Origin of the sequence: Endozoicomonas sp. ALB032, assembly GCF_049310125.1 — a bacterium.
In the GTDB taxonomy this organism is placed as follows: domain Bacteria; phylum Pseudomonadota; class Gammaproteobacteria; order Pseudomonadales; family Endozoicomonadaceae; genus Endozoicomonas_A.
Map to the genome: position 1 here is coordinate 1,274,878 of NZ_JBLYNW010000001.1, position 15,885 is coordinate 1,290,762.

The 15,885-nt window shown below is 50.2% G+C and carries 13 protein-coding genes; 6 read left to right on the forward strand and 7 right to left on the reverse strand.

What is annotated here, in order from left to right:
- Positions 1–283 precede the first annotated feature (283 nt).
- Positions 284–2,119 carry an autotransporter domain-containing protein gene (locus ACO6VG_RS04060; protein ID WP_422472832.1) on the forward strand — a complete coding sequence of 612 codons (1,836 nt, stop codon included), beginning with the start codon at positions 284–286 and terminating at the stop codon, positions 2,117–2,119.
- Positions 2,120–2,330: 211 nt separating this feature from the next.
- Here ACO6VG_RS04060 and mutL read toward each other — a convergent pair whose 3' ends face one another.
- From mutL to ACO6VG_RS04085, 5 genes are all read right to left on the reverse strand, one after another.
- A complete protein-coding gene (gene mutL / locus ACO6VG_RS04065; protein ID WP_422472834.1) occupies positions 2,331–4,271 on the reverse strand; it encodes a DNA mismatch repair endonuclease MutL in 1,941 nt (646 codons plus the stop codon).
- Between the two features lie 71 nt (positions 4,272–4,342).
- Positions 4,343–5,314: a hypothetical protein gene (locus ACO6VG_RS04070; RefSeq protein WP_422472836.1), complete on the reverse strand. Its 972-nt coding sequence runs from the start codon at positions 5,312–5,314 to the stop codon at positions 4,343–4,345.
- A 106-nt stretch (positions 5,315–5,420) separates the two neighbouring features.
- Positions 5,421–6,752 carry an N-acetylmuramoyl-L-alanine amidase gene (locus ACO6VG_RS04075; RefSeq protein ID WP_422472838.1) on the reverse strand — a complete coding sequence of 444 codons (1,332 nt, stop codon included), beginning with the start codon at positions 6,750–6,752 and terminating at the stop codon, positions 5,421–5,423.
- Complete coding sequence (gene tsaE, locus ACO6VG_RS04080; RefSeq protein WP_422135708.1) at positions 6,737–7,228, reverse strand: tRNA (adenosine(37)-N6)-threonylcarbamoyltransferase complex ATPase subunit type 1 TsaE; 492 nt, start codon at positions 7,226–7,228, stop codon at positions 6,737–6,739. The genes ACO6VG_RS04075 and tsaE overlap by 16 nt, the downstream gene beginning before the upstream one ends.
- Before the next feature lie 84 nt (positions 7,229–7,312).
- Positions 7,313–8,842, reverse strand: coding sequence for an NAD(P)H-hydrate dehydratase (locus ACO6VG_RS04085; RefSeq protein ID WP_422472840.1), 1,530 nt, complete (start codon positions 8,840–8,842; stop codon positions 7,313–7,315).
- Positions 8,843–9,018: 176 nt separating this feature from the next.
- Between ACO6VG_RS04085 and queG the strand changes: the two genes are divergently transcribed.
- Both queG and ACO6VG_RS04095 read left to right on the forward strand, forming a co-directional pair.
- Positions 9,019–10,110 (forward strand): tRNA epoxyqueuosine(34) reductase QueG, encoded by a 1,092-nt coding sequence (queG, locus tag ACO6VG_RS04090; RefSeq protein ID WP_422472842.1) that lies wholly within the window; start codon positions 9,019–9,021, stop codon positions 10,108–10,110.
- 59 nt (positions 10,111–10,169) lie between these two features.
- The gene (locus ACO6VG_RS04095) at positions 10,170–10,559 is read left to right on the forward strand and encodes a nuclear transport factor 2 family protein (protein ID WP_422472844.1); all 390 of its coding nucleotides are present in this window, start codon (positions 10,170–10,172) and stop codon (positions 10,557–10,559) included.
- A 44-nt stretch (positions 10,560–10,603) separates the two neighbouring features.
- Here the strand turns inward: ACO6VG_RS04095 and ACO6VG_RS04100 are convergent, their stop codons facing one another.
- Both ACO6VG_RS04100 and orn read right to left on the reverse strand, forming a co-directional pair.
- Entirely contained in the window at positions 10,604–11,923 is a 1,320-nt protein-coding gene (locus ACO6VG_RS04100) for a DEAD/DEAH box helicase (RefSeq protein WP_422135712.1), read from the reverse strand.
- A 170-nt stretch (positions 11,924–12,093) separates the two neighbouring features.
- Positions 12,094–12,636 (reverse strand): oligoribonuclease, encoded by a 543-nt coding sequence (gene orn / locus ACO6VG_RS04105; RefSeq protein WP_422135713.1) that lies wholly within the window; start codon positions 12,634–12,636, stop codon positions 12,094–12,096.
- 339 nt (positions 12,637–12,975) lie between these two features.
- On the opposite strand from orn, the gene rsgA reads away from it, so the two are divergent.
- The 3 genes from rsgA (at position 12,976) to asd (ending at position 15,839) form a co-directional block, all read left to right on the forward strand.
- Entirely contained in the window at positions 12,976–13,995 is a 1,020-nt protein-coding gene (gene rsgA, locus ACO6VG_RS04110) for a small ribosomal subunit biogenesis GTPase RsgA (protein ID WP_422135714.1), read from the forward strand.
- Positions 13,996–14,055: 60 nt separating this feature from the next.
- On the forward strand, positions 14,056–14,868 hold the full coding sequence (locus tag ACO6VG_RS04115) for a sulfurtransferase (protein ID WP_422135715.1): 813 nt from the start codon (positions 14,056–14,058) through the stop codon (positions 14,866–14,868).
- 119 nt (positions 14,869–14,987) lie between these two features.
- On the forward strand, positions 14,988–15,839 hold the full coding sequence (gene asd, locus ACO6VG_RS04120; protein ID WP_422135716.1) for an archaetidylserine decarboxylase: 852 nt from the start codon (positions 14,988–14,990) through the stop codon (positions 15,837–15,839).
- Positions 15,840–15,885 lie beyond the last annotated feature (46 nt).

Consider the following 15,885-nt stretch of genomic DNA (forward strand, 5'->3'; position numbering starts at 1 on the left):
GGAGCTGAGTGTACCCGAAGCCTTCCCATGATCAAAAGCTTTGGACTGAAAACTTACCAAAGAGTTCCGCAAGTCTAAGCGAAGATGTTAAAAATTTTTTTACCAATTGTTGCTGCCACACCAAGGTAGTCTATTCTCGGACAGGCTACTCAATTTTTTTTGGAACACACAAACAATGGAATGACTGACACAAACTGATCAGAAACACGGGTTTATCATGAAAGCAGTCCCCTTTTTATCACCCTCTTACCGAAAAGTACTCTCAGTAGCAGCCTTTTCCTTAATGCTATCCCCTGTAAAAGCTAATGAAATTTATAGTCAGTTTTATAGTTTTGGAGACAGTATTTCAGATACCGGCAATCTGAAAGTCCCTTATGCCGGACGGTTGGTTCCATTAAAGTTCTCAGACAACACTTTATACAACCAGAATATTGCCGGCACAATGGGGTTTGATTTTCGCCCCTCTATGGATGGCGGCAATAATTTTTCCGTGAGTGGCAACTCCAGTGAGGAAATCCTTTTATCCGTCACGTCAGATACCCCCTATGTGCCTTTAAATCTGGATTTTTTCAAGAACCAGACGCAAGACAGTTTCTTCATGAGAAGCCATGGACAGGCAGATAAAAAAGCCATGTACATGATTCTGGGCGGTAGCAATGATGTTGAATTCGTGACAAACAACTTACGAACTCCCCTGAAAGCCGCTCAGGACCTTGTAGGCACTGCCAATGCACTCCATAGCTATGGCGCTCGTTATATCATTATGCTCAATGTTCCCAACCTTGGAGAAACGCCGGGAGGAGAACATTTGCTGGCTGGTACGCGTGATCAACTCAGAATGGTCAGCAAATCGATTGATGATGCCGTCCTCACAGAACTCCAGAAGTCCACTGCCAATATCTTCTATCTGAATTTGTATGGTCTGGTGAAAGAGGTATCCGATAACCCGGCAGCCTTTGGTTTTGTTGATCTTTCCCCTGAAAACGCAGACATCACCTGTATGGTTGCAGGCGTTCCCACAGGCGTACCCTGCGAAAAGCCCGATCCCGCTACAGTTATGGGCGGAGACGATAGAGATCGCATCATCACCGGGGTTGCACAGAAGTCCATATTCTGGGATGGCCTGCACCCCAGCAGCGCTATGCACAAAATAGGGAGCGATTACATTTTGTCAGCCATCAGGGCGGCTACCGTAGTCGGCAGCCTGCCAAGAATCGCAGACTCTCATTCAACCACATTGGACAGCAGTATTTTTAATGAGCTGGCACTGCATCGCTGGAAAGACACAGAGCCGGGTACCCTGTCATTCTTTGGTGGCGGAGCCGGCGCAGAAAGCCAGATTTATGACGCTGTTGCCAGGAAAGCCAATGACAATAAGGGTTTCGTAATCCATGCAGGCCTACACTACCAACTGACAGAAGAATTCAAGCTGGGTGTCGCCTTACAGGGCGCTGAAACACACTACAAACCTGAGCAGTCCGACTATAAAACCAACAGTATTGGTGGCAGCCTTTTTACCAGTTATCAGGGGGAAAGGTTTTTTTCCAATACGGCATTGAACTATCTTGACCTCGATTACGACAACAAGCGTGGTTTCCATCTGGGTGCCTTGACACGCAAAGAAAGCAGCTCCAGCTCGGGCAAACTCTATGGTTTAACCATGGACGCAGGCTATGCACTATACGACAATGGACGGCTAAAGGTAGGCCCTATTGTTTCCGCCAGCTATCATAAATCATCGGTCGACGGTTTTACCGAGTCCGAAAATAACTTGTCCTCTATGGTATTCGGTGATCAGGAGCTGGATTTCAAAAATGCCGCAGCAGGTGTTTTTCTGGATGCGATAAACGACAAAACACGTCTTGGTATTCAGATTGACTACAACAGGGATCTCAATGATGACGACTTGAGAACCATTCAACTGCGACAGAAATTAACTCCCCGGATGGCCTATTTACCCGCTGATATCAGTAGCAAAGATGCCTGGCGAATGAAGTTAAGAGTAGGGCACAGCCTGACAAACGACGTGGAAGTTTACGGCAGCTACCAGTTCAGCAAGGCTGATGACCATCAGACCGATTATCAGGCCTTGCAACTGGGTATTTCCTGGTCGATCTAGTGCGTCTGAGCCTTATATCGTTAACTTACTCACATTCCGCCACCCCCACGAAAGCAGGAGTACAACGAATGTTGGATTCCCGCTTCTGAGGCTGTCGCAAGACCTCTGGTTCCCATGCTTTCAGGCCCTGTGGGTCCCAGCGTGGGAACGAATTGTTAGCGTTTTGCGACACGCTCTTATTCGGGAATGACGGCTGTGTGAGTATCGGCTCCTAACGCCCTCGTAAAAACAGTTTGTCCAACTGATCCAGTGTCAATAACGTCCAGGTAGGTCTTCCGTGATTACACTGTCCACTGCGTTCCGTCTGCTCCATATCCCTGAGCAGAGCGTTCATTTCTTCGATGGAAAGACGACGGTTAGCTCTTACCGAACCATGGCAGGCCATGGTGGCCAGCACTTCATTCATCTGACTTTCCACACGATCACTGTCACCGTGCTGCATCAGATCTGACAAAACATCACGAACCAGCTTTTCAACATCAGCGTTGTGAAGCATGACCGGCACTTGTCGAACCAGTAGCGTTTCCGGCCCCATTCGCTCGAGGGCCAATCCAAGCTTTTTGAAGTACTCATAATTCTCTTCTGCACAGGTCGCCTCACGATCGCTGACAGCTATTGATTTTGGCACCAGCAGGGGCTGGGCTTTAATACCATCGGCATGCCAGGAAACTTTCATCCGCTCGTAAGTAATGCGCTCGTGAGCAGCGTGCATGTCCACCAGAATCATCCCCTGCTCGTTCTCAGAGAGAATATAAATACCTTTCAGCTGCGCTATGGCAAAACCCAAGGGGGGTATATCTGCTGTCTGCTCTGGCAGATTAACAGATGCAGGCTGAGCAGCTGGCGCATCATTGACGGCCAGTGGCTGACTTTCCTGGACAGAGCTTCGCTCAGTGGCACCAGAAGCATAGAGTTCACTGTAGACCTGAATCTGCTTCTGAATCTGATCTGGCTGAGGTGTTTCTCTTGCCTGTCTTGCACCTGCCGATGCTGATGGCTGCCCGGAAGACGCACCATAAGAATGGGAAGCGGTTGCTGGAGCTGGCGACAGCGGCATACTTTCCTGACTTTTGAACTCGCCACCTTCAACACCTGAAGCCCGGGCCTGGGGTTGTGAAGAGAGAGCGGCTGGTGGCAACTGATCTTCTGGAGACACCTCTCCCAGAGCACGATGCAGGGTACTGAACAGAAAATTATGGACGGTTCGACCATCCCTGAATCGAACCTCATGCTTGGTGGGGTGAACGTTGACATCCACCAGCGCCGGATCAAGCTCAAGATACAAGACAAAGGTTGGATGCCTGCCGCCATAGAGAACATCGCGATAGGCCTGACGAACAGCGTGTGCGACCAGTTTATCCCTGATCACCCGGCCATTGACGAAGAAGTATTGAAGATCAGCACTGGAACGGGAAAACGTTGGCAATCCTACCCAGCCCCAAAGCTTGAGCCCGGAAACATTAACATCAACAATCACCGAGTTTTCAATAAACTTCGGACCACACAGGGAAGCCACCCGGCGATCTTTCTCAGCCTGAGTGTTACAGGGTCTTAGCTGATGAATACTGCGCTGGTTATGTCTGAGACCAAACCCAACATCAAACCGGGACAGGGCCAGACGCTTCACGACTTCTTCAAGATGGGAAAACTCGGTTTTTTCCGTACGCAGGAATTTACGCCTTGCAGGGGTATTAAAAAACAGATCCTTGACTTCAATCGTCGTACCCACGGGGTGAGGTGCCGGATTAACAATAGCCTCCATGTCACGCCCTTCGGTACGAACCTGCCAGCCAGACTCCTGACCATCAACATGTGACGTTAATGTTAAGCGTGAAACCGAGCTGACCGAAGCAAGGGCTTCACCACGAAAGCCCAGAGTCCCGACACCTTCCAGATCTTCCAGTTCAGAAATCTTGCTGGTGGCGTGTCGCGACAGAGCCAGTGCCAGATCATCTTTGGCAATGCCATGTCCGTCATCACGAATACGGATCAATTTGACACCACCATTTTCTACCTCGACATTCACTCGTTTGGCACCGGCATCAAGACTGTTTTCCAACAGTTCTTTAACAACCGATGCGGGACGTTCAACCACCTCACCGGCAGCAATCTGGTTAGCAAGTCGGGTATCGAGTAAACGAATAGGTTTCATAAAAGGCAGGTCAGTCAGTCCGGTTTTATTGCCAGAAAGACTATCAGCCTCTATCGACTTTTGCCAAGTCGTTAGAAGAGACTGGATAATAAAGCTGGCATCCAGCTCAAGGTAAAGTCCGTCAACACAGGCATGGCATTCTGGTCGTAGTACAACGCAGCCATCTCATCCTTGAAATCCTTGAGTCGCCAGAGTGTCAGCATGGCCGGTACAATCCGGTAGCCCGGAATGGTGTACCCCAACAGAGTCAGTACTGGCAGTGATGGACTGGTAGAACCACAAACCTTTGACAGCTGAAGCATACGACGTCCTATGTTTTCACTGACTTCATAATGAACCTGACCTTTCAGGATATTCTTAAGCCCTGTCTGAAGCTTCTCTATTTTCTCCTTTGAGACGACAAGGGTTGCAGCCCCCTTAATGGTTTTGCCTGCGGGGGAGGCAATACCGACAACTTTGACCAGAAACTCCCAGACTTTATTTTCAAGCTCTTCTGCGGGCAGACCGGTCAGCACATCAATCACCGGAGTTTCTTTCGGCTCTCTTTGTTCTGTTGTCTGCTCTGCCGGGGTTTCCGTCTCTTCTGCCAAACTGCCCTGTTGTTTCTGAGCTTCAGGTTCCTTTTGTATTTCTTTCTGCTTCCAGACCTGCTCAGGTACTAATAAACGCGGCCTTAAAACCAAGTGATGTTCAGACATGACAGAAACAGGCCGGGCTGAAGATGGGACAGCCAGTCCAGATATGATCCTGAGGGCTGAATCTATCTCAGGGTACTCTGAAATCACCTCATAGGATTGCAGTAAATCTGACAGATCGTCTTCAGGCTCTTCAAGGTCAGGGGAAGAAAGCGTCAGACTTTCAAACTGTGCAATGGTCCGGCTATCGAGCCTGGTGAAGGTATCGCTGAAAATCCGATGTCCGGACCGGTTGACCCGGTTATTCTCATTGAGAGGGTTGTCCTGACAACCATAAGCCGACAGCTCATCGGTTGATGCCTGGTTTAGCTGGGTGGGTAATAAGTTAACTGAAGCCCTCAGATGCATAACCGGATCCTCCCTGGATTTTCCACACAATGGCACTTTACAGGAAAAAACCCGGGAACAGACTGACCAGCCTGTCAGCATTACTGACGGTATCTTCAGGTGTCTTTTAGTTGGGAATCACCAACATCTGTCCGGTTCTGATCCTGTCTGACCGGCTGATATTATTGGCCGTTTTCAAAGAGCTCAGACTGATATCAAAGCGACTGGCAATCTCTGACAGGGTATCACCGGCCTGGATCACATACTGGTCTGGACGAGTATCTATTTTACCCTCAGCCTTGAGCCCGGAGATCAGCGTACCGGGCGGAGGCTTCTTCACAAAGTAGCCTTTCACGCCTTTGAATATCTGTCGGGCCATAGCACGTTGATGGCTTCGGGTTTTCAGTTTACGCCCTTCTTTGGGATTGGAGATAAAGCCTGTTTCCACCAGAATAGAGGGAATGTCGGGAGACTTCAGAACAGCAAAAGCAGCTTGCTCCACCTGTTCTTTATGCAGCCTGTTGATCGTACCGATATTCTTCAGCACCTTGTCACCGACTTCCAGACTCGAAGACAGTGTTGAGGTCATGGACAAATCCAACAAAACACCCGCCAGAATATCGTCTTTGTCACTCAGGGATATGCCCCCTTCACCGCCAATCAGATCTGACGAGTTTGCTCTGTGAGCCAGCCAGCGGGCAGTCTCTGATGTTGCTCCCCCCCTGGACAGGGCATACACCGAGGCACCATTCGCTCGAGGATCTGTAAAAGCGTCAGCATGGATGGAAATGAACAGATCAGCTCCTGCTTTACGAGCAATAGCGGCACGTTCACGCAGGGGGATATAGTAGTCTCCGGTTCTTACCAGAACAGGCTTGAAGCCGGGTTCTTTGTTCAACAGAGCGGCGAGGTCTTTGGAAATGTTCAGCGTGACGACCTTTTCATGCCCTCCTCCATAGGCCAGTGCGCCCGGATCTTCGCCACCGTGGCCGGCATCAATCGCCACAACAATATCTCTTTTGGAAGATGTTTTAATGGGCTCTTTTACCGGATCTGCTGCTTTTGTCCGATCATCAAAGAGATCGACCACCAGACGATAGCCGTATGTGGCATTGGGTTTAAGCAGGAAGCTTTTACTGGTGACCTTATTTCTCAGATCCAGAACAATCCGCAAATCTTTCTTGTTTCGAACCCCATAACGAATCTTGCTGATAGGAGTCGAGCCGAGACGGGGATTGACTGAACTTTTGGGCTTCCGGGTGCCACGAATATCCACCACCAGTCTTCGGGGGTTGTCCAGAAAAAATTGCGAGTGAGCGACTTCACTGGAGACATCAAATACCAGACGGGTCTTATCAGGCGATCGCCAGACACGGACATCGTCAACCTGGGCTGCAAACAATGGCAGAGGCAATAGCAACAGAGCAGCAAAAAAGAACTTCCTTATCCTCGACGACATTCTCCCTCCTGCCGTCCCTGCAGTTTTCTCAACATACCCAGCCCACGTTCGGTTCCCGCTTTGATGAGAGCCTTGCGTCCAGGCAGGTTGTAATCCAGTTGTACTTCCAGATCGGCATCCGGCAGAGCTCCCTCACCTTTGCAGGGCCACTCGATCAGACACAGACAGTCTTCTTCAAAATAATCCCGCCCCCCGATGAACTCAAGCTCTTCAGGATCAGCCAGTCGATAAAGGTCAAAATGATAGACCTGCTGACCGTCAACTGAGTAGGGCTCCACCAGGGTATAAGTCGGGCTTTTCACCGCCCCCTGATGACCAAGGCTATGCAGAATACCCCGGCATAAAGTGGTTTTTCCGGCTCCCAGGTTTCCGACCAGATAAATGACGGCATGACCACTGCTTACTTCAGCCAGCTTGTTGCCAAGCTGAACCATTTCCTGCTCATTATCAATCAGCAGCTCAATCCTGCCTTCCATACACTCACTATTATCTTTACGGGAACGGGTATGGGCACCCGTTCATTATTTGTTGTGTCCATAGCTCAAGGCTGTCTCAATAGCTCAAGGCTGTTTTGCAATTTTATTCAGCTGACTTCTTATGTGAGGGAGAGTTTCCAGTGCCAGCATCCCTCGTTCGCCTTGCAGCCCCGCCAGATGGTCTGCACCTGTCGCATGCAGCCAGACCCCCAAAGCTGCTGCATTATGGGTCTCTAAGCCCTGAGCTGCCAGTGCGGCAATCACACCGCTGAGTACATCCCCCATACCCGCCACAGCCATACCCGGATTACCATCCGGGCACAGATTCAGGATTTTTCCGTCGTATACAAGCGTGCCGGCCCCCTTTAACACGACCACTGCACCGAAACGGTTAAAGAGTTCTTTTGCAGCTTTAACCCGGTCGCCATTAATGGTTGAAGTTTGAGTTTCCAGCAGTCTCGCCGCTTCGCCGGAATGGGGTGTGAGAATCATCGGGTACTTTCGACGTTTAAGCAACGCCGGATCTTCCGAAATGATATTGAGACCATCGGCATCGATTACCGCAGGACACTCAGCTTTCAGCACTTCAGCAAGGAGCTCGCGGGCCCATGAATCTTTTCCCAGACCGGGTCCCACAACCAGCAGATTTTTCCCTTCCAGGAGCACGCGAAGATCTTCTGCACCCGAAACGGCTGAGGCCATCAACTCGGGACGCCGGGATGCCAGAGCCAAAAGATGTTCCTGACGGGTAGCCACTGTGACCCGACCAGCACCACAATATAATGCAGCTTCTGCCGACATAATGGCAGCACCGGGCATACCATGGTTCCCGGCCACCACCATAACATGTCCATTGTCGCCTTTATGTAAATCTCTGGCTCTGGGCTGAAGCCAGCGACTCAGTCTGTTTTCTGACAACCTCAGAGCTTCATTCGGCACGGCTTCATAAACCTCCCCCGGCACACCCAGATCAGCAAACTCAACCTGCCCGGACAGCTCTTTTCCCCTGCCTGAAAGCAACCCCAGCTTCATACCTATGAATGTCACCGTTACATCTGCCTTTATGGCAACGCCCATAGCGATGCCTTTGTCAGCACAAAGACCGGATGGAATATCAACAGCAAGAACAGGTCGACCCGATTCATTGATGCGAATGACAACGTCTCGATAGCGACCCTCAACGTCTCTTCCCAGCCCCGTTCCCAGCAGGGCATCGACGAATACGTCACCGGACAGTAGCGTCTGGGATGTATAAGGTTCAACATCAACACCCTCTGCGATACAGGCTTTATAGGCTGACAGGGCATCTCCTGACAGTTTTTCCGGAGAAGAGAGGAAATTCACTGAAACCGAAATCCCCCGCTTAGCCGCCAGCATGGCCACCAGATAACCATCGCCACCATTATTCCCGCCACCGCAGAAGACCTGAAGCCGATTGCCAAGAAGAAGGTCTGGCCAATGGTTCATCAGAGAGCGAAAAGCCGCACGGGCAGCCCGGCTCATCAGCTCAAAGCCATTGATCTGAAAATCATTGATTGCTACATCATCAAGCCGGCGAACTTGTTCTGCAGTATAAAGCCGGTCAAAGATGCCAACTCGATCGCTATCGTACATAAGCACTCACTCCTACCTTGATAGATTACCTTAATATCGACAGCTAAACAGCTTCGATTCCGTCTAAGAAGTAGCTCAGGATTACGCTTTTGCGGGTTTACCATTATTCTCGACAAGGGGTGTGTTAGAATGCTCGTCTACAATCTCAGATTTTTTCCTGGCAGCAACTGATCAACGTGTCTATCTCCAACGACTCTTCTGAAAGCCCTGATTATCAAAAGCTGGCTGACGATATTCGTCTTTGGGCCAGACATTTAGGCTTCCAGCATGTGGGTATTACAGAAGCCCGAATCCCGGAGCGGGACAAAAAACAGTTTCAGCAGTGGCTGGATCAGGGACTCCACGGTGATCTGGCGTACATGGAGCGACACAAGGAGCTCAGGTGCCATCCTGAAAAGCTTCATGAAGGTGTCATCCGGGTTATCTCCGCCAGAATGGATTATCTGCCCGCAGAAACCGAAACCATCAAGATTCTTAATGAACCGGAAAAAGCCTATGTTTCCCGTTATGCCCTGGGACGTGATTACCACAAGCTGATTCGCAAACGCTTAACCCAACTCGGAAAGAAAATAGAAGCAGTGGCCCCGAACCACGGTTATAGGGCATTTGTTGACAGTGCTCCCGTGATGGAAAGACCTCTCGCCCAGCAGGCGGGTCTGGGCTGGATGGGCAAACACTCACTGATTATCAACCGTAAGGCAGGTTCTTTCTTTTTCCTGGGAGAACTCTTTACTAATTTACCTCTGCCCACGGACGAACCTTATGAGAAGAACCATTGCGGTCGCTGCACCACCTGCATGGATGTTTGCCCTACCCAGGCGATTGTCGAGCCCTACAAAGTGGATGCCAGAAAGTGCATTTCCTATCTGACTATTGAAAACAGTGGCCCCATACCCGAAGAGCTTCGCAGCAAAATGGGTAACCGAATTTTTGGCTGTGATGACTGTCAGCTTACCTGCCCCTGGAATCGATTTGCCAGACGCACACAGGAAACTGACTTTCAGCCTCGTCACCATCTGGATAACAGTGATCTGGCGGATCTTTTTCTGTGGACAGAAGAAGAATTTCTGGAGCGCACCGCAGGCTCACCGATCCGACGTGCGGGCTTTGAATGCTGGTTACGGAATCTGGCAGTAGGTTTAGGCAACGCCCCCACAACGGATAAAGTCATGTCAGCACTTCATCAGCGCCAGAACTACCCCTCGGAACTGGTAAAAGAACATGTGCAATGGGCACTTAAACAACACAACCCAAATGCTCAAGATTAAATCTGTGCATGGACTACCCTTAGGAGCTACTGAGACGCAGATTCCCGAGGTTATTGATCATGTCTGTCAAGTTATCGGGTGATTCACTCACGCCCTTTCTTCATATTGTCAAACAATACGACCATTACATTCAGACTAAAGACGTCCGTGGCATCATGTCGCTGTTTGTCACAGACGACGAGCCCCACAGCTTCGGACTGCATGTCAATTTGAATGAACGGGAAGCATTGAGACAACGGTTGACAGACTACTTTAATGCCGGTGAATCCTTCTCAGCAGAATTTAAAGCAGAACCGGTTGTCTATCACTATGGCGAAGCAGCCTGTCTCTGCATGATGCTACCCGTGAAAGGTTCCGAAGGTGCTCATATCAGGGTCACTATTTTTCTGGAAAATCATTCCGGACAGTGGCTGATACGTCACCAGCATATTTCCCAGTCACCTGTTTGAAGGGATTCACCAAAGATTTAAACGGCCCTGGAACCTGGTGTTCTTCACCTTGGCTTTCCGGGTGCCTCTTTGGTGTCCCTTTGCTTACGTCTGACAGATGTATTGGGTTTATGGCCCCTGGAAACCTCCCCCGAGCGCTGCCCATCCTGATGCTCTACTCTGGGTTTTTTTGGCTTTTTGGGTTTTTTGCGCCTGGGAGGGCGGGTATCCAGTCTGGATTCTGGCAGTGCATTCACAGGCTTGAACCCCGGAATTTCCTGTCGATCAATCAGCTGACGGGTTAACCTCTCAATTGCCACCAGTTGTTTGAATTCGTCAGCACACACCAGAGACACTGCCTGTCCGGTCGCACCGGCCCTGCCTGTTCTGCCGATCCGATGAACATAGTCTTCGGCAACGTTGGGAAGATCAAAGTTAACAACCTGCGGCAACTGATCAATATCCAGCCCACGTGCAGCAATATCAGTGGCTACCAGAACCCGAATTTCACCGCTTTTGAACTCAGCCAGTGCTTTTGTCCGGACATTCTGGCTTTTGTTGCCGTGAATAGCTGCGGCCTGGACCCCCTTGCCCTCAAGATGCCGTGTCAGCCGGTTGGCACCGTGTTTTGTTCGGGTAAATACCAGCACCTGACGCCAGTCATTCTCTGTGATCAACTGAGTCAGCAGTGCGGCTTTCTTGTTTTTGTCCACAGGGTAAACACACTGATCTACGGTTTTAGCGGCGGCATTTCCCGGTGTGACCGAAATCTCTACCGGCGAACGCACCAGACCTTTTGCCAGATTTCGGATCTCATCGGAGAAAGTCGCTGAAAACAGTAAGCTCTGCCTGCTTTTGGGAAGGATTGCCAGAATCTTGCGAATGTCACGAATAAAGCCCATGTCCAGCATACGGTCGGCTTCGTCCAACACCAGCACCTCCAGCTGTTTGAACTTCACAGCATTCTGGTTGAACAGGTCCAGTAGCCTGCCTGGCGTTGCCACCAACACATCCACGCCTCTTCTCAATTTCATCATCTGGGGATTGATCTTGACGCCCCCAAATACCACGGTTGAGCGAAGAGGAAGGTGGCGACTATAGGTTTCCACACTTTCAGCTACCTGAGCGGCCAGCTCACGGGTCGGCGTCAGAATTAACGCCCGCACCTGATTGGCCTGGACACGAGGTCCTTTTGCCAGCTTCTCCAGTATGGGCAACGTAAAGCCTGCCGTTTTACCGGTACCTGTCTGGGCCGCTGCCATGACGTCATGGCCTTCAAGTACGGCAGGGATAGCCTGAGACTGAATAGGCGAAGGGGCATCATAACCTTGCTCTGTGACAGCTTGGAGGATGGGAGCTGATAACCCCAGCGAGTCAAAACTCATGAAACATTCCCGGTTGGCGTCATTCAGCAGAACCGGGCTGAAGACTTGGCGAGGTGGGCAGCTTAACCAATATGCCTGACTCAAGCTATCAGGTCTTTGCTGCAATAACGAAAAAGAACAGCCGCTCTTTTTGAGAGCCACTGTTAAGAGCCACTGTTCTGATTAACTGATCAGGATTGAATAAAGTGTTGGCGGTAGAAACGGAGTTCTTCTATGGATTCACGAATATCTTCCAGCGCCAGATGAGTGCCTTTTTTGCTAAATTGATCAAGCAGCTCAGGCTGCCACCTTCTTGCCAGCTCTTTTAACGTACTGACATCAATATTACGGTAATGGAAAAACTCATGAAGTTCTTTCATGTAGCAGTTCAGAAAGCGGCGATCCTGACCAATGCTGTTCCCGCACATGGGTGATGCACCGACCTTGGAGTACTGTCTGAGAAAGGCCAGAGTCATTTGCTCGGCCTCAGTCAGACTGATCTGGCTTTCACGGACTCTTTGGGTCAACCCCGTTTCACCGTGGGTTTTGATACACCACTCATTCATATTCGCAAGGACTGCATCACTTTGATGCACCGCTATCACGGGGCCTTCAGCAATAAAATTCAGCTGATCATCTGTAACAATGGTCGCAATTTCCAGAATTTGGTCGTGTTCGGGATCAAGTCCCGTCATTTCCAGGTCGATCCAGACAAGATTATCTGCTTTAGCCATCAAGCACCCGATTTCCTTTAGAAAGATGTGCCAGCCCAACAATGAATACGGCTTGAATTCAAAGGTTTGAAATAGCCCTGAAACCGATTCTGTAACATTTTCACAAAAAATATCGGCAAATGAAGAAAGCCATGGCTGACTTATTTAGTCTAACCGATCATAATCTCTCCGTGAAACCTACACTCGCTTCCTTCTGACCGCTCTGTAGCTCAGTATCGATTGACACCTTCTGTCTATCCACTTAAAGATGTGGGCATCAGCGAGACAAAGGCTATTTCTGGCCATTGCCATGAAAAGCCAGAATCTATCCAGCAGACCAGGTAAAACCTTGAGTAAACCATGAGTAAGCGCAAACTAACGCGCAAACAGAAATGGCGCATAGAGAAAGTCCAGCAGGAACGCATTGCCCGCGCCAGGAAGCGAGAACAGCTTATTGAGCAAAAAATACAGGACGATAACCTGGGACCTGAACAACAAGGTCTGATCATCGCCCACTATGGTGCAACCCTGGATATCGAGCCATGGGGCCAAACCGGTGCTGTTCGTCGATGCCACCTGCGGACTAACCTCCCACCCCTGGTCACCGGAGACCAGGTGGTATGGCGTCCGTCCCTGAAAGACGAAACCGGGGTGGTGGTCGCCCTCGAAGATCGCACCAGCCTGCTCACCCGGCCTGACAACCATGGTCGAATCAAACCCGTTGCCGCCAATATTGACTATATCGTGCTGGTCATAGCGCCTGTGCCCATTCCTCATACCAATCTGATTGACCGCTATCTGGTTGCTGCCGAGACGGTTGGCATTGAACCGGTTCTTTTGCTGAACAAAATCGACCTGCTGGATGAAGAAGGCATGGAACTGATGGACGATATGCTGGCGGTTTATGAAGACATTGGTTATCAGGTCCTGCGGGCTTCTACCCGCTCAGAAGATGGACTGGTGCCTCTCAAGGCTCTGCTTGATGAGCATGTCAGTGTCTTTGTTGGACAGAGTGGTGTGGGAAAGTCCTCCCTGGTTAATGCACTCTTACCCGGTGTTGATATCCGTGTCGGTGACCTTTCCGAAGCCACCGGCAAAGGCATGCATACCACCACTGCCGCAAAGCTCTTCCATTTCCCCGCAGGTGGCATGTTGATTGACTCACCCGGCATTCGGGAATTTGGCCTCTGGCATATTGATGCCCAGTCGGTTCTTGAAGGTTTCAGGGAATTCAGACCCTACCTTGGTCATTGCCGATTCCGAGACTGTCAACATGAGAAGGAACCGGGTTGTGCCTTGAAGCAGGCTCTGGAAGATGGCGAAATTCTGGAAGAACGAATGTTCAGCTATAAACAGATTGTCGACTCTCTGGACCTCTGACGGGTCCGTGTTAGCATAGGCTATCGCCTTTTTCTCATCAGCCATGAATGAAGAAGTACAATGAACTCAATAGACGATCTGCCACTGATCCTTGAAGCTGATCAGCTGGAACCTCTGCTGGGGCACGAAGACCTGCTGATAGTAGACCTTTGCAACCCGCAACTGTACAACCACTCCCATATTCCCGGTGCCCTTAGCATTGCTCCACAGAGCATGGTTTCCGGTGAAAAACCGGCAGCGGGCAAACTTCCTGCCGTTAAACAGCTGAACCAGATGCTCTCCAACATTGGCTACAGCAAAAACAAACACATTGTTGTTTATGATGACGAAGGCGGTGGCTGGGCAGGCCGTTTCATCTGGACGCTGGATGTGATCGGACACAAGAAATACAGCTACCTGAACGGTGGTGCACACGTCTGGCTGAAAGAAGGTCATCCCACCGAAAGCACCATTAACCGCCCTGAACCGACACAAGTTGATCTGAAGATTGATGACTCTGTGATTGCCAACAAAGAGCTCATCATGAATTCACTGGAAGACTCAAACACTGTGATCTGGGATGCCCGATCAGTTGATGAATATCGCGGTGAAAAACGCTTCTCACAAAAAGGGGGGCACATTCCGGGTGCCGTAAACCTTGAATGGACACTGGCCATGGATCATGACCGTAACCTCAGAATTCGCAACGACATCGCCGATATTCTTGAACAGCTGGGCATTACCCGGGACAAAAACGTCATTACCCATTGTCAGAGCCATCATCGCTCGGGCTTTACCTATCTGGTGGGCAAGTCTCTGGGCCTGTCTATCAAAGCTTACGATGGCTCCTGGTCAGAGTGGGGCAATCTGCCCGATACCCCCGTCGAAACCTGAGGAATAATGGCACTGTTTAATCTTAAGCAGTGCCGTTTCTGTCTACTCAGCGTCTACTTGTGAGCCCCTGCTCTCACCATTACAATCCAATGCTCTTAAAAACAGGATGAGTCCTGACTGTGAAAGAACAATTTTTTGCCTTTATCCAATATTTTCTGCCGCACCACCTTATTTCACGGGCGGTATACTGCTTTGTTGAGAGCACCTGCCCCAGGTTCAAGAATGCGCTGATCCGCCGCATCATCAAACAATATGATGTTGATATGAGCGAGGCTGATCGCGAAACCCCTGAAGAATACCTTCACTTTAACGATTTCTTCACCCGTTCCCTGAAACCGGGGTTGCGTCCCCTGCCTGAAGACGAAAGTCTGATCGTCAGCCCCGCTGACGGCGAAGTCAGCCAGCTCGGCGACATCGAAAATGGCAGGATTTTCCAGGCCAAAGGGCACGACTATAGCCTGATTGAACTGCTGGGCGGGGACAGTGATCTGGGCCAGGAATTCATGGGTGGAAAGTTCGCCACGATCTACCTTTCTCCCCGTGATTACCACCGTGTTCATTCACCTTTCGGTGGCACTCTGCGAAAAATGATCCACGTTCCGGGTCGTTTGTTTTCGGTGAATCAGGGCACTGTTGAAAACATTCCAAACCTGTTTGCCCGAAATGAACGTGTCGTGGCTATTTTTGATACTGAGCGCGGACCGATGGCTGTTATCATGGTCGGTGCCATGATTGTTGCCAGTATTGAAACCGTCTGGGCCGGACTGGTGACCCCCATCAGAAAAAAAGTTCGTACCTTTGAGTACGGCGAAGACTCGGCAGAACAGGTCTCCTTGAAACGGGGTGATGAGATGGGCCGATTCAAGATGGGCTCTACTGCCATTGTGCTCTTTGGCAAAGATCAGGTTGACTGGCTTGAATCCTTCGAAGCCGGATCGAAGATCAGGATGGGAGAGGCTCTGGGAGCCTGACCGCACCTGCAAAATAGATGAAGGACTCAATTAAGGATACACTGCG